This window comes from Siculibacillus lacustris (assembly GCF_004328075.1).
Classification (GTDB): Bacteria; Pseudomonadota; Alphaproteobacteria; order Rhizobiales; family Ancalomicrobiaceae; genus Siculibacillus; species Siculibacillus lacustris.
In genome coordinates, this window is the sequence record NZ_SJFN01000006.1 from 106,761 (window position 1) to 131,893 (window position 25,133).

Annotated in this window: 24 protein-coding genes and 1 riboswitch; of the genes, 14 read left to right on the forward strand and 10 right to left on the reverse strand. The window is 69.0% G+C overall.

Going from position 1 to position 25,133, the window contains the following annotated elements:
* Nucleotides 1-499 precede the first annotated feature (499 nt).
* Both EYW49_RS05890 and EYW49_RS05895 read left to right on the forward strand, forming a co-directional pair.
* A complete protein-coding gene (locus EYW49_RS05890) occupies nucleotides 500-1,990 on the forward strand; it encodes a replicative DNA helicase (RefSeq protein WP_131307175.1) in 1,491 nt (496 codons plus the stop codon).
* 146 nt (nucleotides 1,991-2,136) lie between these two features.
* Complete coding sequence (locus tag EYW49_RS05895; protein WP_165498144.1) at nucleotides 2,137-4,362, forward strand: pentapeptide repeat-containing protein; 2,226 nt, start codon at nucleotides 2,137-2,139, stop codon at nucleotides 4,360-4,362.
* A gap of 11 nt (nucleotides 4,363-4,373) precedes the next feature.
* Here the strand turns inward: EYW49_RS05895 and EYW49_RS05900 are convergent, their stop codons facing one another.
* A complete protein-coding gene (locus EYW49_RS05900) occupies nucleotides 4,374-5,696 on the reverse strand; it encodes an MFS transporter (RefSeq protein WP_165498145.1) in 1,323 nt (440 codons plus the stop codon).
* Between the two features lie 587 nt (nucleotides 5,697-6,283).
* Between EYW49_RS05900 and EYW49_RS05910 the strand changes: the two genes are divergently transcribed.
* From EYW49_RS05910 to alr, 4 genes are all read left to right on the forward strand, one after another.
* Nucleotides 6,284-6,721, forward strand: coding sequence for a MarR family winged helix-turn-helix transcriptional regulator (locus EYW49_RS05910; RefSeq protein WP_131307180.1), 438 nt, complete (start codon nucleotides 6,284-6,286; stop codon nucleotides 6,719-6,721).
* Between the two features lie 188 nt (nucleotides 6,722-6,909).
* Nucleotides 6,910-7,323, forward strand: a complete 414-nt coding sequence (locus tag EYW49_RS05915; RefSeq protein ID WP_131307182.1) for an organic hydroperoxide resistance protein — start codon at nucleotides 6,910-6,912, stop codon at nucleotides 7,321-7,323.
* Nucleotides 7,324-7,472: 149 nt separating this feature from the next.
* Nucleotides 7,473-8,234: a CHAP domain-containing protein gene (locus EYW49_RS05920; RefSeq protein WP_131307184.1), complete on the forward strand. Its 762-nt coding sequence runs from the start codon at nucleotides 7,473-7,475 to the stop codon at nucleotides 8,232-8,234.
* 86 nt (nucleotides 8,235-8,320) lie between these two features.
* Nucleotides 8,321-9,469, forward strand: a complete 1,149-nt coding sequence (gene alr / locus EYW49_RS05925; RefSeq protein WP_131307186.1) for an alanine racemase — start codon at nucleotides 8,321-8,323, stop codon at nucleotides 9,467-9,469.
* A gap of 599 nt (nucleotides 9,470-10,068) precedes the next feature.
* Here the strand turns inward: alr and EYW49_RS05930 are convergent.
* From EYW49_RS05930 to EYW49_RS05940, 3 genes are all read right to left on the reverse strand, one after another.
* Nucleotides 10,069-10,614 carry an MOSC domain-containing protein gene (locus tag EYW49_RS05930; RefSeq protein WP_131307188.1) on the reverse strand — a complete coding sequence of 182 codons (546 nt, stop codon included), beginning with the start codon at nucleotides 10,612-10,614 and terminating at the stop codon, nucleotides 10,069-10,071.
* Nucleotides 10,615-10,710: 96 nt separating this feature from the next.
* The gene (locus EYW49_RS05935; RefSeq protein ID WP_131307190.1) at nucleotides 10,711-11,490 is read right to left on the reverse strand and encodes an isocitrate lyase/PEP mutase family protein; all 780 of its coding nucleotides are present in this window, start codon (nucleotides 11,488-11,490) and stop codon (nucleotides 10,711-10,713) included.
* A gap of 318 nt (nucleotides 11,491-11,808) precedes the next feature.
* Nucleotides 11,809-12,366: an NAD(P)H-dependent oxidoreductase gene (locus EYW49_RS05940; protein ID WP_131307192.1), complete on the reverse strand. Its 558-nt coding sequence runs from the start codon at nucleotides 12,364-12,366 to the stop codon at nucleotides 11,809-11,811.
* 132 nt (nucleotides 12,367-12,498) lie between these two features.
* Between EYW49_RS05940 and EYW49_RS05945 the strand changes: the two genes are divergently transcribed.
* The 6 genes from EYW49_RS05945 (at nucleotide 12,499) to EYW49_RS05970 (ending at nucleotide 18,762) form a co-directional block, all read left to right on the forward strand.
* Nucleotides 12,499-12,882: a winged helix-turn-helix transcriptional regulator gene (locus tag EYW49_RS05945; protein ID WP_131307194.1), complete on the forward strand. Its 384-nt coding sequence runs from the start codon at nucleotides 12,499-12,501 to the stop codon at nucleotides 12,880-12,882.
* Between the two features lie 187 nt (nucleotides 12,883-13,069).
* The gene (gene radA / locus EYW49_RS05950) at nucleotides 13,070-14,611 is read left to right on the forward strand and encodes a DNA repair protein RadA (RefSeq protein ID WP_131307196.1); all 1,542 of its coding nucleotides are present in this window, start codon (nucleotides 13,070-13,072) and stop codon (nucleotides 14,609-14,611) included.
* A 268-nt stretch (nucleotides 14,612-14,879) separates the two neighbouring features.
* On the forward strand, nucleotides 14,880-15,548 hold the full coding sequence (locus EYW49_RS05955) for a CvpA family protein (RefSeq protein WP_131307198.1): 669 nt from the start codon (nucleotides 14,880-14,882) through the stop codon (nucleotides 15,546-15,548).
* 134 nt (nucleotides 15,549-15,682) lie between these two features.
* On the forward strand, nucleotides 15,683-17,176 hold the full coding sequence (gene purF, locus EYW49_RS05960; protein ID WP_131307200.1) for an amidophosphoribosyltransferase: 1,494 nt from the start codon (nucleotides 15,683-15,685) through the stop codon (nucleotides 17,174-17,176).
* A 70-nt stretch (nucleotides 17,177-17,246) separates the two neighbouring features.
* Nucleotides 17,247-17,975, forward strand: a complete 729-nt coding sequence (locus EYW49_RS05965; RefSeq protein ID WP_131307202.1) for an SDR family NAD(P)-dependent oxidoreductase — start codon at nucleotides 17,247-17,249, stop codon at nucleotides 17,973-17,975.
* 54 nt (nucleotides 17,976-18,029) lie between these two features.
* A riboswitch (yybP-ykoY riboswitch) is annotated at nucleotides 18,030-18,206 on the forward strand.
* Nucleotides 18,205-18,762: a manganese efflux pump MntP gene (locus tag EYW49_RS05970; protein ID WP_131307204.1), complete on the forward strand. Its 558-nt coding sequence runs from the start codon at nucleotides 18,205-18,207 to the stop codon at nucleotides 18,760-18,762. Its footprint overlaps the riboswitch before it by 2 nt.
* A gap of 79 nt (nucleotides 18,763-18,841) precedes the next feature.
* Here EYW49_RS05970 and der read toward each other — a convergent pair whose 3' ends face one another.
* From der to EYW49_RS05990, 4 genes are all read right to left on the reverse strand, one after another.
* Entirely contained in the window at nucleotides 18,842-20,266 is a 1,425-nt protein-coding gene (der, locus tag EYW49_RS05975) for a ribosome biogenesis GTPase Der (protein WP_131307206.1), read from the reverse strand.
* A gap of 7 nt (nucleotides 20,267-20,273) precedes the next feature.
* Nucleotides 20,274-21,629: an outer membrane protein assembly factor BamB family protein gene (locus EYW49_RS05980; protein ID WP_131307208.1), complete on the reverse strand. Its 1,356-nt coding sequence runs from the start codon at nucleotides 21,627-21,629 to the stop codon at nucleotides 20,274-20,276.
* Nucleotides 21,629-22,297 carry a tetratricopeptide repeat protein gene (locus EYW49_RS05985; RefSeq protein ID WP_131307210.1) on the reverse strand — a complete coding sequence of 223 codons (669 nt, stop codon included), beginning with the start codon at nucleotides 22,295-22,297 and terminating at the stop codon, nucleotides 21,629-21,631. Before EYW49_RS05985 ends, EYW49_RS05980 begins: the two co-directional genes overlap by 1 nt.
* 244 nt (nucleotides 22,298-22,541) lie before the next feature.
* Entirely contained in the window at nucleotides 22,542-23,117 is a 576-nt protein-coding gene (locus tag EYW49_RS05990) for an NnrU family protein (protein WP_131307212.1), read from the reverse strand.
* A gap of 308 nt (nucleotides 23,118-23,425) precedes the next feature.
* Here EYW49_RS05990 and EYW49_RS05995 point away from each other — a divergent pair, with 308 nt between their 5' ends.
* Both EYW49_RS05995 and EYW49_RS06000 read left to right on the forward strand, forming a co-directional pair.
* The gene (locus EYW49_RS05995; RefSeq protein WP_131307214.1) at nucleotides 23,426-23,812 is read left to right on the forward strand and encodes an ester cyclase; all 387 of its coding nucleotides are present in this window, start codon (nucleotides 23,426-23,428) and stop codon (nucleotides 23,810-23,812) included.
* A 115-nt stretch (nucleotides 23,813-23,927) separates the two neighbouring features.
* The gene (locus EYW49_RS06000; RefSeq protein ID WP_131307216.1) at nucleotides 23,928-24,257 is read left to right on the forward strand and encodes a Rieske 2Fe-2S domain-containing protein; all 330 of its coding nucleotides are present in this window, start codon (nucleotides 23,928-23,930) and stop codon (nucleotides 24,255-24,257) included.
* Nucleotides 24,258-24,291: 34 nt separating this feature from the next.
* Here the strand turns inward: EYW49_RS06000 and EYW49_RS22945 are convergent, their stop codons facing one another.
* Nucleotides 24,292-24,432: a hypothetical protein gene (locus tag EYW49_RS22945; RefSeq protein WP_165498146.1), complete on the reverse strand. Its 141-nt coding sequence runs from the start codon at nucleotides 24,430-24,432 to the stop codon at nucleotides 24,292-24,294.
* A gap of 216 nt (nucleotides 24,433-24,648) precedes the next feature.
* Nucleotides 24,649-24,861 (reverse strand): cold-shock protein, encoded by a 213-nt coding sequence (locus tag EYW49_RS06005; RefSeq protein WP_131307218.1) that lies wholly within the window; start codon nucleotides 24,859-24,861, stop codon nucleotides 24,649-24,651.
* Nucleotides 24,862-25,133: the final 272 nt, after the last annotated feature.

Genomic DNA, 25,133 nt, shown 5'->3' on the forward strand with positions numbered 1-25,133 from the left:
GATCGAGGGTCGGAATTTTCCCGTGGCAAGCAGCGGATAGCAAACCTCTGCCCTAGCCAAAGCCACTCCGCGTAGTAACGGTAGTAATATGCTTCCGAATGACCTTCCTCTCCGATCTATCGGTCTCAGCCCGGCAAGCAGCGGCAACGCTCTCAACGCGGCACGCACCGCTATTACCGCCGCCACTTCTCGTGGCTGCCCCTCCAGCCAACGCCGCAAGTCGTCGTCGGTCTCGATCTTCGTAAAGTTCGGAATCGACCCGATCTCCATGATGCCGCTCTCTCGGAAGGCTGGCCGAGGCGACGTGAGAAATCAACTGGAAGGCGAATGCGCCGAAGGCCGCTCGAGCATTTTCCGCAACCCGTGCGAGTCTCGCAACGGTCAAGCCCGCAGCGCCCTCCTTGTGAAAAACCTGTGGACGACGCGGTAAAAACCGGGTGCTCCTTCCTGTTCCGACGAGCGGTCGATATGAGTCGCCCAACCGATGGAACGCCCGCCCATGAAAGCTCCGATCCGCCGCGTCGAGGACACCCTCCCCGCGCTCGCCCGCACGGCCCCGCACAACGCCGAGGCCGAACGCCAGTTGCTGGGCGCGATCCTGGTCAACAGCGAGACCTATTACCGCGTCTCCGACTTCCTCGAGGCCGGGCATTTCTTCCTCGAGCCGCATCGCCAGATCTACGACCTGATCGGCCAGTTGATGCGCCAGGGCAAGGCGATCTCGCCGATCACCCTGAAGACCTTCTTCCCGGCCGAGGCCGAGATCGCCGACATGAGCGTCGCGCAGTACCTGCTGCGCATGGCCGCCGACGCCACGACGATCATCAACGCCGAAGACTACGGCCGGGTGGTGCAGGAACTGGCGGTGCGCCGCAACCTGATCCGCATCGGCGAGGACATGGTCAACATCGCCTTCGACGCGCCGGTCGACATGCCGCCGCGCGCCCAGATCGAAGACGCCGAGCGGCGGCTGTTCGAACTGGCCGAGAAGGGCCGCTACGACGGCGGCTTCGTGACCTTCGCCGACGCCCTCAAGGGCTCGATCGAGATGGCCGAGTCGGCCTATCAGCGCGGCGGCCGCCTGTCGGGCATCTCGACCGGCATCAATTCGCTCGACTTCCGGCTCGGCGGCCTGCAGCGCTCCGATCTGGTGATCCTCGCGGGGCGCCCGGCGATGGGCAAGACGTCGCTCGCCACCAACATCGCCTTCAACATCGCCGCCGCCTACCGCGCCGAGGAACAGGCCGACGGCCAATTGAAGACCGTCGACGGCGGCATCGTCGGCTTCTTCTCGCTGGAAATGAGCTCCGAACAGCTCGCCACCCGCATCATCTCCGAACAGACCGAGATACCCTCGAACAAGATCCGCCGCGGCGAGCTCAACGAAGAGGATTTCGAGAAGCTGGTCGGCTGCGCCCAGGAGATGCAGCGGATTCCGCTCTACGTCGACCAGACCGGCGGCATCTCGATCTCGCAACTGGCGGCGCGGGCGCGACGGCTGAAGCGGCAGAAGGGGCTCGACGTGTTGATCGTCGATTACCTGCAACTGCTCACCGGCTCGTCGAAGAAGAGCGACAACCGCGTCCAGGAGGTGACCGAGATCACCACCGGGCTGAAGGCGCTGGCCAAGGAGCTGAACGTGCCGATCATGGCGCTGTCGCAGTTGTCGCGTCAGGTCGAAAACCGCGAGGACAAGCGACCGCAGCTCTCGGACTTGCGCGAATCCGGCTCGATCGAGCAGGACGCCGACGTGGTGATGTTCGTTTATCGCGAGGAATATTACCTCAAGAACCAGGAGCCGCAGGAGAAGGTCGGCGACGCCTGGGTCAAGTGGCAGGAGAAGATGGACCGCATGCGCGGCATCGCCGAAGTGATCGTCGGCAAGCAGCGCCACGGACCGACCGGCACCGCCGAGCTGCACTTCGCCGGCGAATACACCCGCTTCTCCGACCTGATCCGCGAAGACCACCTGCCCGAGCGCCGCGACTGAGGGGGGCGGGGCCGCAACTCGGTCCCAGCGCTCGCCGGGCTGGGCGCTCGACGTTGCACTTCGGGTGTCTTTGCGACCTTGCCGCCGCCGCTGAAGTGATGCACGCTGAGGGCGAGTGCGGGGACGGCGCACCGGCGGGGGTGGCGATGGCGGCGGACACCGAAGATCTCGAGGGCCTGCTCGGCTCGGTCAATCGCTCGGCCGAGCGCTTGCAGACGCTGTGGTTCAGCTTCATCGGCCTCACGCTCTACGTCATCATCACGGCGCTGACGACGACGCACATGAACCTGCTCCTGAACGAGGCGCAGGTCCTGCCGATTCTAAGCATGACGGTGCCGTTGCTGCCGTTCTATGTCATCGCGCCGCTGTTCTACGTCGTCATCCATTTCTACGTGCTCTTGATGCTGACGCTGCTGGCGGGCTCGGCCAAGGTGTTCGAAGACGCATTGCGACGGGCAATTCCGATCGAGAGCGAACGCGAGACTTTTCGGGCGAGGATCGAGAACGCATTGTTTCTGCAGTTGTTGGTGGGAGCCGCGCCGGAACGCAACGGCGTCAAAGGTCGGCTTTTGGCAGCGATGGCGCTGATCACCATCGCTGTTGCGCCGGTATTGACCTTGATCGCCCTCCAGACGCAGTTCCTGCCCTATCACCATTTCGCCATCACTTGGCTGCACCGCGCACTGGTCGGGCTCGACCTCGTCTTAGTGCTGGTGATGTGGCGCGCCTACAGAGTGCGCTGGGGCGCGCTGCCGCCGCCCGGACCGATCACCCTATGGCGCAGACGTGGCGTGGGATGGTGGCGACGACACCTGGTCGGGCTGGTCGCCAGAAGCCTCGGGCCCTTGTTGGTCATCTGGCTCACGCTCGGGGAAGGACGCTGGGCCGGAGAGCCCTATCTCGATCCGACCGACGGACTCGATGGGGAGATTCTGGCGAACTTGGGGCTCGAAAGTTTGGTGCCGAACTGGAGTCGCGACGGCATCGCCCCTCGATATCAATTTTCGTACAATTTCACACGATTCGGCCTGCGCCCGTTGGTATGGACCGGACTCATATCCGATCGCCTAGACGTCTCGGGTGAAACGATCGTTGGTGCAGATCTCATCGACAAAGCGGACAGGGAACGAAAGTCGTTCGCCGAGGCCGAGCGCTATGTCCGCACGCGCGACTTTCGCGGAAGGGATTTCACCATGGCCGATTTCAGTGCGGCTGATATCCGGGGCGCCGATTTCAGCGGCGGGCGCACCATTCTGAGGCGGGCGAATCTGATGAAGGCGTCGCTGCAGGGCGCGAACCTCTCGATGGCACAGATCCGAGGTTCAACCCTCCTGGCAGCGGAGATGCAGGGCGCCAATCTCTTCTCGGCCGAAATGCAGGAAGCGGTACTCGCGACGGCGCAGCTGCAAGGTGCCGAACTTTCTTCGGCAAATTTGCGAGGTGCAGATCTCTCCTTGGCAAACATGCAGGGCGCGAACCTCTCAGCGGTGCAGATGCAGGGCGCGAACCTCTCGGCGGTGCAGATGCAGGGCGCCGACCTCTCTTCGGCTGAGATGCAAGGTGCGAAACTCAGTTGGGCACAGATGCAGGGCACCAACCTCCGAGAAGCAAACCTCCAGGCAACGGACCTTAAATATGCATCGATATGTGGTTCCATCCTAGAAGGATCACAATTATCCAACGCTGACTTAAGCTATGCTCGAATCTTCCGAAATCACAGCGGACTTTCTTCATCTCCTGCTCGCATTATAGCGATAAATACAGATCGCTTCTTCACAAGACGTATCGAACCAAATAGCGATCCAGCAGGTTTTCCATCGGAAATTTTTGAGGCCATGCCCAACGGATTTCACTTGAGTAACGAGGAACTGACGGACAAGCAGATCGAGGCTTGGCGTAAAGCTGCAACCGAACATGTCCGCGCGTACTCTTTGAGGGCAGAGATAGGCGCACGCTTCGACTGGCTCATGGGTGACCGGGCGACCGAGGACGAGGCCAATGCCGCCTTCTGGAAAGAGGCTGAACGGACATCAGCACAAACGTTTCCGACCGCAGCCTTCTATGTCGCGCACCTTATGGAGGCATTGGAGAAGATCGCCTGCGACGCGAATGGAGACTTCCATGAGGATCGGCGATACGTAGCGAATGGAATCCTGACTAGTCACGTCGACACGCTCATCGCAGCCGGGTTCGATACGATTCTCGAACGTCTGCGTGCGCTGCGCCGGGACCCGAAAACCTGCCCCGGGCTGGCGAGCATCAACGAAGACGATTGGTCATACGCGATCCGATCAGTTTTGCAATTTCGAGAATTCAAGGCAGCGCATCCGGGAGTGGACGACTTCCTATCCTCTGCCCCATTCGCAGATTGACGCCCTCTCCCTCACGCCCCGGCGGGGATGTCGTCGTCGGGGGTGCCGCGGCCGGTGCGGGCGAGGCGGGCGCGCTCCATGGCGGCCAGCCGCACGGCGATCGCCAGTTCGATCAGATGCAGCACCGCGACGAAGGCGACGACGCCGAGCCAACCGGCATCGGCCCAGAACACCCCACCGAGCGAACCGGCGACCGACGAGCCGACATAGTAGAGCAACAGATAGAGCGCCGCGGCGTGGCTCTTGTCGCCGTCGGCGAGGATGCCGATCCAGGAACTGGCCACCGCGTGGCAGACGAAGAAGCCGATCGCCACCAGGGCGGTGCCGGCGATCACCGCGATCAGCGACGCCGGAATCAAGGTCAGTGCGACCCCGACCAGCGCCACCAGGACGCCGACGATCGACACCGGGCCGCGGCCGATGCGGTCGGCGAAGTTGCCGGCCAACGGCGAGGCGATCATCCCGAAGGTGTAGACCAGGAAGATCAGACCGACCGCGCCCTGGCCGAGGCCGTAGGGCGGCGCGGTCAGGAGGAAGCCGACGTAGTTGTAGACGGTCACGAAGGTGCCCATCACCAGGAAGCCGGTGAGGAAGAGCAGGCGCAGGCCGGGCGAGCCGAGATGGCGGCGCCAGATCGCCACGTGATAGGCGAAACCGGTGTCGCGCTTGCGCTGGAAATTGCGCGAGGCGGGCAGCAGCGCCACGAAGCCGACCGCCGCGGCGAGGCCGAGGCAGCCGATCGCCGCCAAGGCCATGCGCCAATCGGCGTGTTCGGTGACGAAGCCGGTGACGATGCGGCCGGCCATGCCGCCGAAGGCGGTGCCGCCGACATAGAGGCCCATCGCGGTGCCGAGGCCGGCCGGCTCGATCTCCTCGGCGAGATAGGCGATGGCCACCGCCGGGACGCCGCCGAGCGCGATGCCCTGGAGCGCCCGGAGCGCCACCAGGAGGTGCCAGTCGTGGACCGTCGCGGTGATGAGGCACAGCACCGAGACCGAGCACAGCGAGGCGAACATCAGGCTCTTGCGGCCGAAACGTTCGGCGACGACGCTGGCCGCGACGATCGCCAAGGCGAGGCAGACGGTGGTCGAGGACAGCGCCAGCGAGCTCTCGGCCGCCGAGACCCCGAATTCGCGGGCGAGCACCGGCAAGAGCGGCTGGACACAATAGAGTAGCGAGAAGGTGGCGTAGCCCGACAGGAACAGGGCGCCGGCGATGCGGCGATAGGCCCAGGTGCCGCGACGCGTCCACACCGGCTCGCGCCGCGTCGCCGCCCCGGGCGGGGGGGCGACGGCGGGCGCCGGCACGGGCGGAGGCGGGGAATTCGAAGCCATGCGGGGGCGGCCGTCGCTGGAGGGCAAGCATCGCAGACCGCGCAGGCGCCGCACGGTTCGGGCGCGCGACCTTAATCGAAGCGGGCGCCGAAGACAGCGACGATCGACATGGCAGCTGCGCGAGGGGGGCGGAAGGGCCCCGCCCGCGCGGGCGGTTGCGGGCAGCCGCGGTGCGGGAATAGCGGCGGCACGAGAGCCGCGGCCGGATCTTCGAAACCCTCGCCTTCCGGTCAGTCGCGTGTTCCCCTGCCGTCGTCCCCGGCGAGCCCGCAGGGCGAGGAAAGGGGACCCAGGTGACACCCGGGAAACGCCGATGGCTCACAGCCCGCCCTGGGATCCCCTTCCCCTCCGCCGGCTGATGCCGGCTCCGGCCGGGGATGACGGCCGAGGGACCGAATGTCGGCCCGGGGCGGGACGATGGCAGAGGGTCAGGGAAGACGGCCGAGGAGCCGGACGACGGTCGAGGGACGAACAGGCGCTCGGCCGATCGCAAGGGCGCTCCACCCGCGCCGGCGGTTGCGGGCGACCGGCATCGCCCCATATGATCGTGCACGATCGAACCTCGATCGCCCCTGAGGAAACCACCGATGTCCGTTCCCGCGCCGCTCGACGATCAACTGTGTTTCGCGGTCTATGGCGCCCTGCAGGCGCTGACCCGGCGCTATCGGCCGCTGCTCGCCGAACTCGGGCTGACCTATCCGCAATATCTGGTGCTGCTGGTGCTGTGGCGCGGCGACGGGCTGTCGGTGAAGGCGCTCGGCGAGCGGCTCGACCTCGATTCCGGCACGCTGACGCCCTTGCTGAAGCGGCTCGAGGCCGCCGGTCTGGTGGCGCGGCGGCGGGCAGCCGAGGACGAGCGGGTGGTGCGGGTCGATCTCACCGATCGCGGCCGGGCTTTGGCCGAGCCGGCGGCGGCGATCGGCGGCCGGGTGTTCGGCGCCTGCGGCTTCGATCTGCCGGCGCTGATCGACTTGCGCGACGAGCTCAAGGCGCTGAAGGCCGGGCTCGACCGCACCACCGCCTGAGCCGTCAAGGACGGCCGACCGGGTGCCGCGCGACGGCCGCGTTCGCCGAATGGGCGGCAGAGGAACCCGCAGCGAAGGGCGAGAGACGACGGGAAACGGCCCTCGACGGAATCGCGAAGATTTAGATTGCGCGCAATTCTTTTGTGTGCGATCTTTCCCTCATCGACGCTCGAACCCGGGAGTTCCTCATGCAGATCCTCTACACCGCCACCGCGACCTCCACCGGCGGCCGCGACGGCCGCACCCGCTCCGACGACGGCCTGCTCGACATCGCCCTGGCGATGCCGCCGGCGCTCGGCGGCAACGGCGCCGGCACCAATCCGGAACAGCTGTTCGCGGCCGGTTTCTCGGCCTGTTTCCTGTCGGCGCTGAAGCTGGTCGCCGGTCAGGGCGGCGTCGCCCTGCCCAAGGAGACGGCGATCACCGGTCGCGTGTCGATCGGCAAGTCGGACGACGGCTTCGGTCTGGCGGTGTCGCTGACCGCGACGGCGCCGGGCATCGACACGGCGGTGCTCCAGGACCTGATCGCCAAGGCCCATCAGGTGTGCCCCTATTCCAAGGCGACGCGCGGCAACATCGAAGTCGCCCTGGCGGTCGCCTGATCGCTCCCCTCGTCCCCGTGCCGCTCCGGCGGCGCGGGGGTCCCTCCGGCGCCATCCGGTGGTCGTGCTCAGCGTCAACCCTTTAAGGTTGCATTTTGTTTTGATGCGACCGATGATCGCAGCCGTTCCCTGGGGATGGAGGCGACACGATGATCCTGACGATCGACGACAAGGGCGAGGACGTTCGGCAGCTCACGGCCGAATTGGTGAAACTCGGCTTCCTGGCGAGCGAGACGCCGATCTTCGGGGCCGAGGTGGCCAAGGCGGTGGCGCGCTTCCAGGCGAGCCATGTCGACCAGACCGGCGACCCGTTGGTCGCCGACGGCGAGGCCGGGCCGCTGACCCTGTGGGCGCTGGCGGATGCCACCAGCGGCGCGCCGACCGCGGCGCAGGTCGCCCGGCCGGCGCTGACCCTGCCGGCGACCGGCGGCTCGCAGAGCGGGCGGGCGGCGCTCGCCCGGGCGCTCGGCGAATATGCCCGCGGTGCCGGCGAGATCGGCGGCAACAAACTCGGGATCGACGTCGAGGCCTATCAGGACCACGACCGCTCGCTCGTCGGCGAACCGTGGTGCGCCTCCTTCGTCAGCTGGTGCTTCGATCCGAGCTACGGCGGGGCCGCGCCCTTCACCCAATCGCCCTCGGCGCGGTCGCTGTGGAACGATTTCCGACGGCGCGGCTGGACCTATGCTCCGAGCGATGCCCGTCCGCCCGAGCCGGGCGACGTGATCTTCTGGTGGCGCCAGTCGCCGAACGGCAATCTCGGCCACGTCGGGCTGGTGCATTCCTACGCGGGCGGCTTCCTGCGCACCATCGAAGGCAACAAGGGCGCCTATCCGGCCCAGGTCTCGACCTTCACCTATGTGCTCGGACGGATCGATCAGCTGCTCGGCTTCGGCCAGGCGCAGCCCTGAGGGCGGGCCTTGCCGGATCCGCATCGCTGCGGCGCGGCGCCCTCGGCTTGACAGCGCCGGGGCGCGCGTCGCTTGCTCGGGTCGTCATGACCGAGTCCCTCGCCCCTCTGCCCTCGCCCGTCCCGGCGCCGACGCGCCTGATCATCGATCTTTCCGCCCTCGTCGCCAACCGGCGGACGATCGCCGCACGAGTCGCGCCCGGCGTCGAGGTGGCGGCGGTGGTCAAGGCCGATGCCTATGGGGTCGGCCTGGAACCGGTGGTCACGGCGCTCGCCGCCGACGGAGCGCGGACCTTCTTCGTCGCCCATGTCGGCGAAGGCATCGCCGCCCGCGCCATCCTCGAGCGCCGCGGCCACGGCGACGCGCGGGTGTTCGTGCTCAACGGCCTGCTCGCCGGCACCGACGAAGCCTATGCCGCCCACCGCCTGTCGCCGGTGCTCGGCTCGACGGCGGAAGTCGAGGCCTGGGCGAGCTTCGCGGGGCCCCGCGCCCTCGGGCTCGACGCGGCGCTGCACGTCGACACCGGCATGAACCGCCACGGTCTCGAAACGGCGGAAGCGGCCGCGCTGGCGCAGCGCCCCGAGCTCACCACCGCGGCCGGTATCCGGCTGGTGATGAGCCATCTCGCTTGCGCGGACGAACCGGCGCATCCGCTCAACGCGGCCCAGATCGAGCGCTTCCGCGCCGCCCGCGCGCTGTGGCCCGATCTGCCGGGGTCGCTCGCCAATTCCGCCGGGGTGTTCCTCGATGGGGCGACCCACCACGATCTGGTGCGGCCCGGGGTCGCGGTCTATGGCGGGGCGATCGTCTCCGGCGCACCCTCGCCGATGCGGCCGGTGGTCCGGCTGGAGGCGACGATCCTGCAGGTGCGCGCCGTGCCGGCGGGCGAGACGGTCGGCTACGGCGGGCGCGAGACCACGCGGCGGGCGAGCCGCATCGCCATCCTGTCGGTCGGCTATGCCGACGGCTTCCACCGCAGCGCCTCCTCCGCCGACGGCGCCGCCGGCGCCCGCGGCGTGCTCCACGGCGTCGCGGTGCCGCTGATCGGGCGCATCTCGATGGACCTGATGGCGATTGACGTCACCGACGTGCCGAGTGCCGCGCGCGGCGACACGGTCGAACTGATCGGCGCGACGGTGACCATCCAGGAGGTCGCGGCGCGGATGGGGACCATCGACTACGAGGTCCTGACGGGGCTCGGACGGCGCTACCAGCGGGTCCATGTCGGGGGGTGAGAGGGCGACGCATCTTCGGATGCGCCGAACGACACCGCCCGGCGACGACCGCCGGTCCGTCAGAGTTCGAGCCACTCGCGACCTTCGGAAGCAACCAACACGCCGGTATCGGCCGCCTGTATCAGGTTTTCGACCGTCAATATTTTGGGCTTCTCGTAACCACCCCGAAAAATCATCTTGATGTATTCGGTAATCGACCAGCCTTTCCGAGCCGAACACCTCCAAGAGCAGACTTCCGTCGTAGGTGAACCCGAACTCCTTGCTCAGTTTCTCGATCAGATCGAATCCGTCGTCTCCGGCAAGCCAGAGATCTCGGCACAAATCATGGTGACTGGCGATCTGATCGACGCGCAGACCTATTTCCTCCGCGACGATCCGCAGGACGCGGTCTCGTGTGGAGAGGGTTTCGATCTCGTCCATGACCATGCCTCCGCTCGGAGATGCAGCCGCGAATTCGACCGTTCCGGATCGACTTCGCCCGTGGTCCGTCACCCCCCGCAGACCATCCCCGTCCCCGACCTTTCGAGTCCCATTGGCAGCGATCGTCACCGTGGCACGGCGCCACACGATTCGTCATCCGTCGAGCGGGTACCTCTCCGTCACACCCGTTCGAGCTTCGCCCAGGGCTGCGGCGGCGGCTCGACGACGATCTCATCGCCCGCGGCGACCTCGCCGCCGACCCGGACGATCGCCATCACGCCGGCCTTGCGGATCAGACCGCCGTCGGCGGCGCGTCCGAGTACCGCGGCGTGCAGGCCGGGGCGGAAGGCGTCGATCTGGGCGCAGGGGTTGCGCAGGCTCGTCACCTCGATCACCGCCGTCGCCCCGAGCCGCAGCCGCGTGCCGCGCGGCAGGGCGAGGAGATCGAGGCCGGTAGTGGTGACGTTCTCGCCGAGGTCGCCGGGGGCGAGCGCGAAGGGCCGCACCAGGGGATCGTCGAAGAGTTCGGCGGGAATCAGATGAATCTGCCGCAGGTTGGGGGCGCTCGGGTCGACCGCGACGCGCGAGCGATGCTGCACCGTCTCGCCGCAATGGGCGTCACCTTCGACCCCGCGGCCGGCGAGCAGCCGGATCGACGGGCGCAGCGGCTTGGAAAAGGCGTGCGAGTCGTCCGCCGCCACCGCGATCACCCGGGCTTCGATCATCTCGTCCTCGCTTCGTCCCACCTCCCCATGACGGCCTCGCGTGACACCCGAACGACGGCCGGAGCGTTTCGCCCTCGGCCCGCTCGCGCCGAGGGCTCAGCGAAAGCTCGGATCGCGCGGCGCCACCGCGCCCTCGTCGCGGAAACGCCGGGCGGCGGTCTCGAACCCCGTCCAGGCCGCGGCCGCCAGGGCGCCGCCGAGGCTGACCCGTCGCACGCCGAGCGCCGCGAGAGCGTCGACCCGCATCGCCGCGCCCCACAGCAGGACGTTGACCGGCTTCGGTGCCACCGCTGCGACGATCTCGGCGATCGCCCCGAGATCGGCGACGCAAGGCGCATAGAGACAATCGGCGCCGGCTTCGGCATAGGCGACCAGCCGGCCGACGGTGTCGGCGAGATCCGCCGCGCCGAGCAGGATCCCTTCGGCGCGTCCGACCAGGATCACGTCGGCGCCCGACGCGTCGATCGCCGCCCGCGCCGCGGTGAGCCGATCGACCGCCGCCGAGCGCTCGGACAGCACACCGCCGCGCTGATCTTCGATCGACAGCCCGCAGACACCGGTGTCGATCGCCGCCGCGACGTTGCGCGCCAGGTCGGCGAGGCTCGCGGCGTAGCCGTCTTCGAAATCGGCGTTGATCGGCAGGTCGGTCGCCGGACAGAGGTGGCGCAGGTGGGCGAGTACCTCGTCGAGGGTGGCCTCGCCGTCCGCCTTGCCGAGCGACCAGGCGAGCCCGGAACTGGTCGTGGCGAGGGCTTCGAACCCCAGAGCCTCCAGTCGCCGGGCACCGCCGAGATCCCACGGATTGGGCAGCAGATGGCAGCCCGCCTCGTGCAGACGGCGGAACCGGGCCCGCTTCTCGACCAGTGCCATCGCCATGGATCACCTCGAACAAACCATGAACATGGTAGCATGTTCGCGGCGGCCGTCAAGGGACACCTGCGGCGGCGAGAGGCCCGTCGGCGTCGAATCCGCCCGGCCCTCGGCCGTCATCCCCGGCCGGAGCCGGCGGAGGGAAGGGATCGAGGGGCCCGATCGGTCGACCTCGGGCGTTTCCCGGGTGGCGCCTGGGTCCCCTTCCCTCGCCCTGCGGGCTCGCCGGGGACGACGGCGGAGAGGGCGGAGAGGGCGGAGAGGGCGGAGAGGGCATCCGCTCGACCGGGGCGGCCGTGGCGGCGCCCCGGTCGAGCATTGACGTCAGGCCGCGACCGTCGCGGCCGCGGTCTCGCCGAGCAGTTCGGCGACATAGGCCTCGGCGTCGGCGGCGATCTCGTCGTCGGTGATGCCGTAGAGCGCGCCCTGGAGGGCATGGGGCGCGGTGTAGATGCCGCGCACGAAGGCGACGGTCTGCTGGATCGGCCGCAGGAATTCCGACAGGGTGTAGGCGTTCTGGTCGCCGGCGCGATAGGCTTCGGCCTTGCCGCCGGTCGACACCGCGACGCCGAAGCGCTTGCCGACCAGGGCGTCGCCGCCGGGGCCGAAGGCATAGCCGTAGCCGAGCACGTCGTCGAACCACTGCTTGAGCAGCGCCGGGGTGGCGAACCAGAACATCGGGAACTGGAAGACCACCCGGTCGTGGGCGTCGAGCAGCGCCCGCTCGGCGGCGACGTCGATGCGGCCGTCGGGATAGGCGTCGTAGAGGCTGTGGACGGTGATCCGATCGGGATGGCGCGACAGGGCGGCGAGCCAGCCGCGGTTGACCCGCGACGTGGCGAGGGCGGGATGGGCGACGACGACGAGGGTCTTGGCAGGCATGGGACACTCCGGTTCCGAAGAGGGATCGACTTCGCTTTCGGAAGTCGGTATTCTTTTGATACCGAAACGGCAAAAGGCCGCAAGGAGGGAGCGAGACGATACTCGGTTCCCTTCCGGTAACCGAGACCGCCCATGACCCTGCACAAATCCACCGCCTGCGACGCCGACCACTGTCCGATCCGCGACGTCCTCGGCCACATCGGCGATCGCTGGACGGTCCTGGTGCTCAAGGCCCTGGAGCCCGGCACCCTGCGCTTCGGCGAGATCCGCCACGTCATCGAGGACGTGTCGCAGCGCATGTTGGCGCAGACCCTGCGCCGGCTGGAGCAGGACGGACTGGTGTCGCGACGGGTGCATCCGAGCATTCCGCCGCGGGTCGACTACACCCTGACCGATCTCGGCCGGTCGCTGATGGAACCGATCGGCGCGATGGTCGACTGGGCCGTGACCCATCACGAAGACGTGCGCGCCGCCCGCGCCGCCTGGGTGCCGCCGCCGTCGCACACGGCGCTGTGAGGCGAGCCGTAGGGTGCATGGAGCGCAGCGACTTGCACCACACCGGGGCGGACCGTCGAGGCGGCTCGGTGCAAGTCGCTGCGCTCCATGCACCCTACGGGATCGGTCGACCGGATCTCCTCTGTACAAAACAAGAACATTCTGCCAGGGTGAGGCAACACTCCTTCCCTCGGACGTCGGAGCCGTCATGGCCAAACGCAGCAGCCGGTTCGTCTGCCAGAACTGCGGATCGGTGACCAGCCGCTGGGCCGGGCGCTGCGACGCCTGCGGCGAATGGAACACCATCACCGAAGAACTCGACGGCGGGGTCGGCGGCGCGCCGCCGGCGGTGTCGGTGTCGAATCGCCGCGGCCGGGTGGTGCCCCTGGTGGCGCTGTCGGGCGAGGCCGAGGAGGCGCCGCGCATCGCCACCGGCATCGCCGAGCTCGATCGGGTGACCGGCGGCGGCTTCGTGCGCGGCTCGGTGCTGCTGGTCGGCGGCGATCCCGGCATCGGCAAGTCGACGCTGTTGATCCAGGCGGCGGCGGTCTTGGCGCGGGCCGGGCACGGCGTCGTCTATGTCTCGGGCGAGGAATCGGTCGGGCAGGTGCGGCTGCGCGCCGAGCGCTTGGGGCTCGCCGACGCGCCGGTGGCGCTGGCCGCCGAGACCTCGGTCGAGGACATCCTGGCGACGCTGGCGGCCGGGCCGATCCCGGCCTTCGTGGTGATCGATTCGATCCAGACGCTGTGGACCGAGCTCGCCGAATCGGCGCCGGGCACGGTGACCCAGGTGCGCACCTCGGCGCAGGCGATGGTGCGTTTCGCCAAGGCCAGCGGCGCCACCGTGGTGCTGGTCGGCCACGTCACCAAGGACGGCCAGATCGCCGGGCCGCGCGTGGTCGAGCACATGGTCGACGCGGTGCTCTATTTCGAGGGCGACGGCGCGCGGCAGTTCCGCGTGCTGCGTTCGGTCAAGAACCGCTTCGGGGCGACCGACGAGATCGGCGTGTTCGAGATGACCGGCCGCGGTCTCGGCGAGGTCGCCAATCCGTCGGAATTGTTCCTCGGCGAGCGCGACGGGCGTTCGCCGGGCATGGCGGTGTTCGCCGGCATGGAGGGCTCGCGGCCGCTGCTGATCGAGATCCAGGCGCTGGTGGTGCCGACCTCGCTCGGTACCGCCCGGCGCGCCGTGGTCGGCTGGGACGGCAATCGCCTGTCGATGATCCTGGCGGTGCTCGAGGCCCATTGCGGGGTGCGGCTCGGCCAGCACGACGTCCATCTCAATGTCGCCGGCGGCCTGCGGATCGGCGAGCCGGCGGCGGATCTCGCGGTCGCGGCGGCGCTGGTGTCGTCGCTGTCGGGCGTGCCCTTGCCCAAGGAGAGCGTCTATTTCGGCGAGGTCGGCCTGTCCGGCGCGATCCGGCCGGTGCCGCGCGCCGAGACCCGGCTGAAGGAGGCCGAGCGCCTGGGCTTCCGCGCCGCGGTGATGCCGACCGGCAATCTCGGCGACGCCGGCGGTGGACGGGGACGCGAGGCGTCGCGAGCGGCGGCGAGCGGGCTCGATCTCGCGGAAATCGAATCCTTGCGCGATCTGGTGGCACGGATCGCCGCCGGCTCGGGTGGGCGCGAGCTGCGGGTCGAATCGGGAGGGCGCGAGCGGCGCGACGACGCGGCGGAGACCCCCGCGCCACCGCGCACCGCGTCGGTGGCGCGGGCCGGCGGCTGGCGCGGCGACGGGCGGCGCGGGTGATCGCACGATTTCGCGCTGGACCGGGGACGCCGGCTCGCGTATCGAAACGTCGGGTCCGACGGGACGGGGCGTGCGCGGCGTGCGCTTCGTCGTCGGTGGACGGATCGGCCGGCGGACGACCGCCGCGGCGCCTGAGAGGGCGATCCGCGGCGAACCGCTTCGGGCGGACGGCGGGGATCGCGGCGGCGGCGCGATCGGGTCCCGGCTCGATCGAGGGGCCGAACGGCGCGGGCCCTCGCGGCAACTCGGGCGAGGCAGGGTTCGAACGATGGATTTCGTGACGCTTCTCGACGGCATCGTCATCACCGTGATGCTGGTGTCGGCATTGCTCGCCATGTATCGCGGCTTCCTGCGCGAAGTGCTGTCGATCGCCTCGTGGGCGGCGGCGGCGGCGGTGGCGGCGATGTTCTACAAACAGCTGCTGCCGTCGGTGAAGATCTATGTGCCCAACGACAACGTGGCGATGGGCCTGACGATCGCGGCGCTGTTCATCGTGACGCTGCTGGTGGTCAGCTGGATCACCATGAAGATCTCCGATTTCGTGCTCGATTCGGCGTTCGGCGCGCTCGACCGCACCGTCGGCTTCCTGTTCGGCGCGGCCCGCGGCCTGCTGCTGGTGGTCGTGGCGATGCAGTTCTTCAACTGGTTCGTGCCGCCGGCCCAGCAGCCGCGCTGGGTCTCGGCGGCCAAGTCGAAGCCGATCGTCGACTATCTCGGCGAGCGCCTGATGGCGGCGCTGCCCGAGGACGCCGAAAAGCTGCTGCTGCAGAAGTTCAAGAAGCGCGCGCCCGACGACGGCGCGCCGCAGGAGCCGCCGGACCTCGCCAAGCCGGCACCGGCCAAGAGTTCCGAAGCGCCCGCGACCGCACCGGTCTATCGCCCCGGCGAGAAGCGGCAGATCGAGCAGATCATCACGTCGACGGGCAAGGCGCCCTGAGACACGACGACCGATGGACGGGCCGGCCCGGCGACGGGCCTCGCATCTTTTTCGTCCATCGTCATCGCCGACCGACGGTCCGGTCCGCCCTCGAACGGGCCGACGGCGGCGGCTCACGAACGGAGACAGAATTGATGGTCGACAACGACGCGCGGGACTTCGCTCCGGACGACGCCGACGGTTCGCCCTTCGCTCGCGACGACCACTTCCACGACGAATGCGGCGTGTTCGGCGTCTACGGCCACCCGGAGGCGGCGGCGCTGACCGCGCTCGGGCTGCACGCCCTCCAGCATCGCGGCCAGGAGGCGGCGGGCATCGTCACCTACGACGGCCAGCAGTTCCACATCGAACGCCACATCGGACTGGTCGGCGACAACTTCGCCAAGCCGGCGGTGATGGCCCGCCTCAAGGGCAACCGGGCGATCGGCCACACCCGCTACGCCACCACCGGCGGTCAGGTGCTGCGCAACGTCCAGCCGATGTTCGCCGAGTTCCACGGCGGCGGCTTCGCGGTCGCCCACAACGGCAACCTCACCAATGCCCTGACCCTGCAGCGCCAGTTGCAGCTGCGCGGCTCGATCTTCCAGTCGACCTCCGACACCGAGACGGTGATCCATCTCGCCGCGACCTCGTCGAAGGGGCCGCTGGTCGACCGCTTCATCGATGCGCTGCGTCAGGTCGAGGGCGCCTATGCCTTCGTGGCGCTGTCCGACAAGAAGCTGATCGGTGTGCGCGATCCGCTCGGGGTGCGGCCCCTGGTGCTCGGCGACGTCGACGGCTGTTTCGTGCTGGCCTCGGAAACTTGCGCGCTCGACATCATCGGCGGCACGGTGATCCGCGAGATCGAGCCCGGCGAGATGGTGGTGATCACCGACGAGGGCCTGGAATCGATCCGGCCCTTCGCCGAGGCCTCGTCGCGCTTCTGCATCTTCGAATACGTCTATTTCGCCCGCCCCGATTCGATCTTCGGCGGCACCTCGGTCTATACGGTCAGGAAGCGCATCGGCCAGGAACTGGCGCGCGAGGCGCCGGTCGACGCCGACGTGGTGATCCCGGTGCCGGATTCCGGCAATCCGGCGGCGATGGGCTTCGCGGAAGCCGCGGGCCTGCCGTTCGATCTCGGCATCATCCGCAACCATTATGTCGGGCGGACCTTCATCCAGCCGACCGACGCGATCCGCCACATGGGCGTCAAGCTCAAGCACAACCCCAACCGCTCGGTGATCGAGGGCAAGCGGGTGATCCTGGTCGACGATTCGATCGTCCGCGGCACGACCTCCCAGAAGATCGTGCAGATGGTGCGCGACGCCGGAGCGCTCGAGGTCCACATGCGGATCGCCTCTCCGCCGACCGTCGATCCCTGTTTCTACGGCGTCGACACGCCGGAAAAGGCCAAGCTGATCGCCGCGCGGATGAGCCTCGACGAGCTCGCCGCCTACATCAACGTCGACAGCCTCGCCTTCCTGTCGATCGACGGCCTCTACCGGGCGGTCGGCAACGCCTCGCGCAACCGCAATGCGCCGCAGTTCTGCGACGCCTGTTTCACCGGCGAATACCCAACCCGGCTGACCGACCGGGCGCTCGCCGGCGGCGGGCGGTCGCTCAACCTCCTGGTCGAATCGCAGTGATCCGACGGGCGACGGGCCTGCGGACGCCGGTCCGCGGCGCGAGCGCCCTCGCCCCTTCCGGAGTTCCGTCATGACCGACAAGCCCCTCTCCGACCGCATCGTGGTGGTCACCGGCGCCTCGCGCGGCATCGGCTACACGCTGGCCCGGGCGATCGCCGCGGCGGGGGCCCATGTGGTGGCGGTGGCGCGCACCGTCGGCGGGCTCGAGGAGCTCGACGACGAGATCCGCGCGGCCGGCGGGGTGGCGACCCTGGTGCCGCTCGACCTCACCGACGGACCCGGTGTCGATCGGCTCGGCGGCGTCCTCTACGAGCGCTTCGGGCGGGTCGACGGCCTCATCGGCAATGCCGGCATCCTCGGCCCGACCTCGCCGCTCGGCCACATCGCGCCGAAGGACTGGGACAAGGTGATGGCGGTCAACGTCACCGCCAACTGGCGCCTGATCCGCTCGCTCGATCCTCTGCTGCGGGCCGCACCGGCGGGCCGCGCGGTGTTCGTCACTTCCAGCGCGGCACGCCGGATCCGCGCCTATTGGGGCCCCTATGCGGTGTCCAAGGCGGCGCTCGAGGCCCTGGTGGTGACCTGGGCGCGGGAGACCGAGACGACACCGTTGAAGGTCAACCTGATCAATCCCGGGCGGCTGCGCACCAAGATGCGCGCCGCGGCGATGCCCGGCGAAGATCCCGAGACCCTGGACACCCCGGACGTGCTGGTGCCGGCGGTGCTGGCGATGTTGGCGCCCGCGCTCGCCGAATCGGGGCGGGTGTGGGACCACCCGACCGGCGACTGGCTCGCCTGACCGGCTGCCATGCGGGGCATCCCGGACCTTGACCCCCCCGCCCTGCCCCGCTACCCAGAGGTCGTCGGGGAGTAGCCGCCGCTCGTGACGAGCGGGATCGCGTCAACATGCTCGTGGGGAACCCACGTGGCGCGATCGGCCGGAGGGCATGGCAAGACCGGAGCGCCGTCGGGACCCCCACGCGGGTCGCGGCGAGGCGCATCTCGGGTCAGCTCGCCGGAATTCCGTGATGTCATTGTTTTCGTTGATGATCCTGGCCCTCGGCCTGTCGGTCGACGCCTTCGCGGCGGCGGTCGGGCGCGGGGCGGCCGGCGGCCCGCCGCGGCTCCTGCCGGCGCTCGGCACCGGGTTGGTGTTCGGCTTCGTCGAGATGCTGACCCCGGTGATCGGCTGGGCGCTGGGCTCGGCCTTCGCCGGCTACGTCGAGGCGGTCGATCATTGGATCGCCTTCGCACTGCTGACCGCGGTCGGCGGACGCATGGCGTGGTGTGCGGTGACCCGCACCGAGGATGCGCCGCCGGCCGGACGGTCGCTGCTGGCGCTGGTCTGCACGGCGATCGGCACCTCGATCGACGCCATGGCGGTCGGCGTGTCACTGGCGCTGCTCGACGTCGACATCCGCGTCGCGGCCGCGGTGATCGGCACCACCACCTTCGTGATGGCGACGATCGGCCTCTTGGCCGGGCGGATGATCGGCGAACGGGCCGGGACGCGGGCCGAGGTCGGCGCCGGGGTCGGTCTGGCGCTGCTCGGCTGCGCCATCCTGTGGCAGCATTCGATCGCCTGAAGGTCGGCGCCGGTCCCACCGGACGCGACGACCCGACCGCCCGTGAGGGCGGCTGGGTCGGATCGTGCGAACCGCCGCCTCAGCGGCGCTGGTTCTTGTCGTGGTAGGGGTTGTCGCCGGCGCGCAGCGACAGGCGCAAGGGCACGCCGGCGAGTTCGAAGCGCTCGCGCAGGTCGTTGACCAGATAGCGGGTGTAGCTGTCCGGCAGGACTTCGGGGCGCGAGCAGAACAGCACGAAGTGCGGCGGCCGCGCCTTGACCTGGGTGGCGTAGCGGATGCGGATGCGCCGGCCCGACACCGCCGGCGGCGGATGACGTTCGAGCACGCCTTCCAGCCAACGGTTCATCTTGGCGGTCGAGATGCGGCGGTTCCAGGTGCGGTGGACGGCTTCGGCGGCCTTCATCAGGTCCTCGAGGCCCTCGCCCATCAGACCCGACAGGCGGACCATCGGCACGCCGCGGACCTGCGGCAGCAGATGGTCGCAGGTCTCGCGCATCTTCTTCCAGGCGGCGACGCGATCTTCGATCAGGTCCCACTTGTTCAGCGCAATGACCAGGGCGCGGCCTTCCTTGACCACCAGATCGACGATCTGCAGGTCCTGCTTCTCGAAGGGGATGGTCGCGTCGAGGCAGACCACCACCACTTCGGCGAAGCGCACGGCGCGCAGGGCGTCGGCCACCGAGAGTTTCTCGAGCTTGTCCTGGACACGGGCCTTGCGGCGCAATCCGGCGGTGTCGAACAGCTTGACCGGGCGGCCGTGCCATTCCCAGTCGACCGAGATCGAATCGCGGGTGATGCCGGCCTCGGGGCCGACCAGCATGCGGTCCTCGCCGATCAGCTTGTTGATCAGCGTCGACTTGCCGGCATTGGGGCGGCCGGTGACGCAGATGCGCAGGGGAATGGTCCGCGCCAGGGCGGCGGCGGCCTCTTCGTCCTCGTCCTCGTCCTCGCCGCCGGCGGTCTCCCGCGGGTCGAGCGGCACGTCGGTGACCGCGGCCTCGGCATCGGCGGCGTCGACATAGGGCATCAGGGCGGCATAGAGATCGGCCATGCCCTCGCCGTGCTCGGCGGACAGCGCGATCGGATCGCCGAAGCCGAGCCCGTAGGCCTCCCAGGCGCCGGCCTCGCCGAGGCGACCCTCGGCCTTGTTGGCGATCAGGATCGACGGCACGTCGATGCGCCGCAGCATCTCGGCGAAGTGGCGGTCCATCGGGATCAGGCCGGTGCGGGCGTCGATCACGAACAGCACCACGGTGGCCGAGCGGATCGCCTCCTCGGTCTGGGCGCGCATGCGGCCGGACAGACTCTCGGCGTCGGCCTCTTCGAGGCCGGCGGTGTCGACGATGGTGAAGGACAGGTCCCCGAGATGGGCGTCGCCCTCGCGACGGTCCCGGGTCACCCCGGGCGTGTCGTCGACCAACGCCAGCTTCTTGCCGACCAGGCGGTTGAACAGGGTCGACTTGCCGACGTTGGGCCGTCCGACGATGGCGACGGTCGCGGTCATATCCTCATCACTCGAAGGCCGTGAGATTGCCGTTGGCGCCGAGCACCAGCAGTTTGCCGGAAACGGCGATCGGCGCCACCATCGAGGCTTCGCCGCCGGCCACGGTCGCGGTGACGCGGCCGGAGGCGGGGTCGACGCCGATCAGTGTGCCTTCGTTCGAGACCACCCAGAGGGTTCCGCCGGCCAATACCGGACCCGCCCAGTTGGTACGTTTCTTCTTGGCCTTGGTCACCGGCAGGCGGTTGGCCCACAGGATGTCCCCGGTCTTGCGGTCGACCGCGGCGATGGTCTCGTCGAGATCGACCATGAACAGCGCATTGCCCGAGACCACCGGCGTATGCTCGGAGCCGAAGGCGATGTCCCACAGCCGCGCGCCGGTCTTGAGCTGCACCGCGACGGTGCGGCTGCCGACGCCGGTAGCATAGACCACGCCGTCGGAGATCACCGGGCTCGAGGCGATGGTCGAGAGGCCCGAGACCGCGTAGTTGCGGCTGGCGCGGGCGAGCGCGTCGCCCCACACCGGCATGCCGTTCTTGACGTCGAGGGCGACCAGCTCGCCGGAGGTGAAGGGCACCACCACGACGCCGCCGGAGACCGCGGGGTTGGACGAGGACAGGAGATTGCCCATCTCCGGCACGCCGCGATAGCTCCAGATCTCCGAACCGTCGGCGGTCGACAGGGCGTAGACGATGTTGGCCTGGGTCACGACGTAGATGCGGCCGTCGGCGATGGTCGGGCCGCCGCGCGCCGGCTCCGAAAGCTTCTTCTCCCACACCTTGGCACCGGTGTCGGCGTCGAGGGCGACCATCGTGCCGTAGGCGGTGGCGGCGTAGACGCGCGACCCGTCGGTGCCGAGACCGCCGGTGGTCGCCGGTTCGTCGATGTCGGCCGGGCGGACCTTGGCCTGCCAGGAGACGCCGCCGCCCGACAGCGACACCGCGGTGACGTTGCCGGCCGGATCGAGCACGAAGGCGCGGCCGCCGGCGGCGACCGGCCGGGAGAAGGCGCGCACGTCCTCGCGGAGCATCGAGCCGGAGCCGACGTCGGCGGCGCGGGTCGACCAGGTGCGGGTGGAGCCCGAACCCGACAGCGCGACGTTGCCGGAATCGTTGCCGGCCGGGCCGCCGGAGCCGGTCCAGGCGGAGACCGAACGGGTTCCGCCGATCGACACCGGCCGGCCCTTGGCGATCTGCACCGGCGACTGGTCGGAGAGCACCGGCTGGCGTTCGCCGGACAGGTTCTTCTTGGCATCGCCGAAGGGGTTGATCGCCGCGATGGCGTCCTGGAAGTCGTCGGTCGAGGAGCAGCCGACGGCGCCGCCGGTGAGAACCACGACGAGCGCGAGGCGCAGGAGCTTCGACATCAGTTGGCCTTTCCGGAGGTGGCTTGCGCCTGGACGAGGGCGCTCAGGACGGCGGTGCGCTCGAGGAGGCTGCGCGGGGTCTCGGGATCGGCGTCGATCTCGGCGAGCCAGCGACCGGCGGCGACGGCGTCGCCGGCCTTCCAGGCGGAGAGCGCCAGCAATTCGCGCCCCTGATGACGGTAGGGGCGGCCGGCGGCGGCCAGCGGGGTCACCCGCGCTTCGAACACGGCACGATCCTCGAGGTCGACGGCGAGATAGGCGGCGCGGATCTTGGCGATGTCGGCGAGCAGCGCCGGCGTCGAGCCGGAGGCGGCGAGCCCGTCGAAGGCCTTGAGCGCGGCGGCGGCGTCGCCGCCTTCCGCCAGCGTGGCGGCGGCGCGCAGCGAGGCGAGTGCCGGATAGCCGCCGCTGCCGCTGCGGGCCAGCGCCAGGAAGGCTTCTTCGGCGCCCTTGGCGTCGCCCGAGCGGGCGATCTCGGCGGCGGCGGCATAGGAGTCGCCTTGGGCACGGGCGCGAATCGACTGCCAGTGATCCCAGCCGCGCCAACCGGCGACGGCGACGACCACCGCGACGGCGGCCACCAGCACCAACACCCCGTAGCGGTCCCACAGCTTGTGGATCTGCTCGCGCCTCAGTTCCTCGTCGATTTCATTGAAGATGTCGGCCATCGAACTCCGCCCGTCGGGCTCGTCCCGCCTCGGCGGGACCGCGTCGCATGGTCGTTCCCTCCGCGGGGGAAGGACGACCGAGGTCTTCCGGAAAAGTCGCCTTCAGCCGGATGGGCCGGCACCATAGCCGTTCCCCTCGCCGCCCGCAAATCGCCGGGTGAGACGGGGAGTCGGGACAGCGACGACGCGTCGGCGGCTCCTCTTCGCGGCAGATCGCAGCCTTTTCGTGGCGAAGCCCCGGCGATCAGCCGAGCGGCGACACGCCGAACAGGAAGAGATGCGACCATGTCACGGTGACGAGCCACAGGGCGAGGCCGAGACCGACCGCGAGAGCGTCACCGCGGCCGAAGGGCGGCAGCGGCGGCGCCGTTCGTCCGGCGCCGCGGCGGATCAGCGAACGGCGGTCGGCGAGCCCCCACACCAGGAAGGACGCGAACAGCGCCACACCGGGCGCCGAGCCGACGAAGAGCAGATGGGCGAAGGCCCACAGGGTAACGCCGGTCAGCATCGGATGGGCGATCAGCCGGCCGATGCGGCCGGGCAGGAAGGCGGCGAGAATCAGCGGGAACACCGGCACCAGCGCCACCACCGCGACCCAGCGCATCGCCGGCGGGCTCTGCCACAGCAGCGGCGCCCCCTCCCATCGCGCGAGGCCGAAGCCCCAGACGATCAGGCCGATGCCCGCCGCCGCGGCCAGCGAATGCAGCCCCTTGTGACCGTTGTCGCCGAGCCGGGCGATCACCGCGGCGCGGGCGGTCGGGACCATCGGCAGCGAGTGCGCGCCGAGGAAGAGGACGAGGCCGAGGACGAGCACGATCATGGCGAACTCCGAGGAGGCCGGTCGGCCGCAGACCGCCGGCACCGGGGCGGCGCGGGATTTCGGTACGAAGCCGACTGTCGCGGTGATTCGGACCGCAGGTAAGAGCAAATCGGCGACGACGCCTGCGCAAAATGCCGCGTTCTCCCGGCGCGGCCGGCGACGACCGCCCCGCGCCGCCACCCGATCGCTGCGGCCTGCCCGGCTCGAGGATGGGGACGGGGGCCGCTCGCGCCTCACGGCCGAGATGGCAGCGGGCGGGCGGTGCCCTAGCTCTCCCGCGGAGACCGGACGACCCTGGGAGCATCACCGTGACGAGAGCCCGCCTTTCCGACGTCTATCGCGACTACATCGCCTGCCTGAACCGCCAAGACTGGGCGATGCTGGGGTGGTTCGTGCGCGACGACATTCGCTACAACGGCGAGACGATCGGTCTTCCGGGCTACCGCGCGATGCTGGAGCGGGACTTCCGCGCGATTCCCGACCTGCAGTTCGCGATCACGCTGCTGGTCTGCGATCCCCCTCGGATCGCCAGCCGTCTGCACTTCCACTGCACGCCCGTGGGGCTGCTGTTCGGCCTCGCCGTCAACGGCCGGACCGTGACCTTCAGCGAGAACGTCTTCTATGAATTTCGCGACGAACGGATCGTCGAGGTGTGGTCGGTGATCGACCAGGCGGCGATCCGCGCGCAGATCTGAGCGCCGCCGGCAGACGTTCCTGCCGAGGCCGGATCACCTATCGCACTGGCGTCGTTCTTGCTCAGGGGAGGATCGCGAGCGGAGCCGTGTCGGATCCGCGACAGGAGATTCCGCGATGCTGCGTAAGGCCTGCGATCGATCGGCGCTCGAAGAGGGACGGCATCTGGTCGTCGCGGTGGAGCGCAAGCGCTATCTGGTGGTGTGGCCGACCGGCGGCGAGCCCAGGGCCTATCGGGCGCTGTGCCCGCATGCCGAAGTGCCGCTCGTCGACGCGCCCTTCGACGGGCGGTCGATCACCTGTCCGCAACACGGCTGGGTGTTCGACGCGACCACCGGGATCTGTCGGGCGGGCGGAGAAGGTCGGCTGCGCGACTGCGCGCTGACGATCGTCGGCGACGAGGTGATGATCGACGTGCCCGTCAAGCCGGCGCGGCCGGGCGGGTGAAACCGGATCGGGCGACCCGAATCAGGCCGACGCGTCAGGCGCGCGGCTTCTTCTTCGGCGGGTTGCCGCCGGCCATCTGGGCCTTGCCGAACAAGGGCTCGGATTCGACCACCTTGGGCTTGTCGGACTTGGGCTTGCGGACTTCGCGGTTGCTCTTCTTCTGACCCTTGGCCATGGCGCCCTCCGCTGGACCGCCTCCGAAAGGCGGTCGAAAATGAGAAAAGGCCCCGCAACCGTCGACGGGTGCAGGGCCCCGAGGCGCTTGACGCCTCATCAGGTCCGATGCGTGCTGCCGTCCATTCCCGTTCGCCGCCAGTACATCCGTGGTCGGCCGAAGAGTTCGGGGCAGTCCATCGGCGCGCGCCTCGAAAGGTGCGCGCCGACGTCGCTATCAGGCCAGAATTTCCAGACGTTCCGCGGACATCTTGCCGGTCTTGCGGTCGGAGACGAGCTCGAAGCCCACCTTCTGACCTTCGCGCAATTCGGTGATGCCGGAACGCTCCACCGCACTGATGTGGACGAAGGCATCGTTGCCACCGTCGTCAGGAGCGATGAAACCGAAGCCCTTTTGGGCGTTGAACCACTTCACGGTTCCCTTGGTCATAGGAAACCCTTTCTAGACACAAGTGTAGACGGCTCGCTGATGATGCGAGCATTCGAAATCGAATTTTCAGGTGAGAAGATTGTCAGCGATGCGCCGAGAGCCTCGGCGCGGAGCCAAGTCATCTGGCCGTCCATCGATGAAGCGAATATGCGCCCTCGAAACCGAAAATACAAGGACGAACGTGTTTTTTCTTGTCGGGGCCGCGAAGGTCCGGATAAAATCGGCGGGAAGCGGCTGTTTTTGCACAGTGATCGGAAAGTCTCCGGTGCCTG

Bases quoted from the DNA above. Each gene is read 5' to 3' on its own strand.
- EYW49_RS05890 (WP_131307175.1), top strand. From the start codon at position 500: ATGAAAGCTCCGATCCGCCGCGTCGAGGACACCCTCCCCGCGCTCGCC.
- EYW49_RS05895 (WP_165498144.1), top strand. From the start codon at position 2,137: ATGGCGGCGGACACCGAAGATCTCGAGGGCCTGCTCGGCTCGGTCAAT.
- EYW49_RS05900 (WP_165498145.1), bottom strand. From the start codon at position 5,696: ATGGCTTCGAATTCCCCGCCTCCGCCCGTGCCGGCGCCCGCCGTCGCC.
- EYW49_RS05910 (WP_131307180.1), top strand. From the start codon at position 6,284: ATGTCCGTTCCCGCGCCGCTCGACGATCAACTGTGTTTCGCGGTCTAT.
- EYW49_RS05915 (WP_131307182.1), top strand. From the start codon at position 6,910: ATGCAGATCCTCTACACCGCCACCGCGACCTCCACCGGCGGCCGCGAC.
- EYW49_RS05920 (WP_131307184.1), top strand. From the start codon at position 7,473: ATGATCCTGACGATCGACGACAAGGGCGAGGACGTTCGGCAGCTCACG.
- alr (WP_131307186.1), top strand. From the start codon at position 8,321: ATGACCGAGTCCCTCGCCCCTCTGCCCTCGCCCGTCCCGGCGCCGACG.
- EYW49_RS05930 (WP_131307188.1), bottom strand. From the start codon at position 10,614: ATGATCGAAGCCCGGGTGATCGCGGTGGCGGCGGACGACTCGCACGCC.
- EYW49_RS05935 (WP_131307190.1), bottom strand. From the start codon at position 11,490: ATGGCGATGGCACTGGTCGAGAAGCGGGCCCGGTTCCGCCGTCTGCAC.
- EYW49_RS05940 (WP_131307192.1), bottom strand. From the start codon at position 12,366: ATGCCTGCCAAGACCCTCGTCGTCGTCGCCCATCCCGCCCTCGCCACG.
- EYW49_RS05945 (WP_131307194.1), top strand. From the start codon at position 12,499: ATGACCCTGCACAAATCCACCGCCTGCGACGCCGACCACTGTCCGATC.
- radA (WP_131307196.1), top strand. From the start codon at position 13,070: ATGGCCAAACGCAGCAGCCGGTTCGTCTGCCAGAACTGCGGATCGGTG.
- EYW49_RS05955 (WP_131307198.1), top strand. From the start codon at position 14,880: ATGGATTTCGTGACGCTTCTCGACGGCATCGTCATCACCGTGATGCTG.
- purF (WP_131307200.1), top strand. From the start codon at position 15,683: ATGGTCGACAACGACGCGCGGGACTTCGCTCCGGACGACGCCGACGGT.
- EYW49_RS05965 (WP_131307202.1), top strand. From the start codon at position 17,247: ATGACCGACAAGCCCCTCTCCGACCGCATCGTGGTGGTCACCGGCGCC.
- EYW49_RS05970 (WP_131307204.1), top strand. From the start codon at position 18,205: ATGTCATTGTTTTCGTTGATGATCCTGGCCCTCGGCCTGTCGGTCGAC.
- der (WP_131307206.1), bottom strand. From the start codon at position 20,266: ATGACCGCGACCGTCGCCATCGTCGGACGGCCCAACGTCGGCAAGTCG.
- EYW49_RS05980 (WP_131307208.1), bottom strand. From the start codon at position 21,629: ATGTCGAAGCTCCTGCGCCTCGCGCTCGTCGTGGTTCTCACCGGCGGC.
- EYW49_RS05985 (WP_131307210.1), bottom strand. From the start codon at position 22,297: ATGGCCGACATCTTCAATGAAATCGACGAGGAACTGAGGCGCGAGCAG.
- EYW49_RS05990 (WP_131307212.1), bottom strand. From the start codon at position 23,117: ATGATCGTGCTCGTCCTCGGCCTCGTCCTCTTCCTCGGCGCGCACTCG.
- EYW49_RS06000 (WP_131307216.1), top strand. From the start codon at position 23,928: ATGCTGCGTAAGGCCTGCGATCGATCGGCGCTCGAAGAGGGACGGCAT.
- EYW49_RS22945 (WP_165498146.1), bottom strand. From the start codon at position 24,432: ATGGCCAAGGGTCAGAAGAAGAGCAACCGCGAAGTCCGCAAGCCCAAG.
- EYW49_RS06005 (WP_131307218.1), bottom strand. From the start codon at position 24,861: ATGACCAAGGGAACCGTGAAGTGGTTCAACGCCCAAAAGGGCTTCGGT.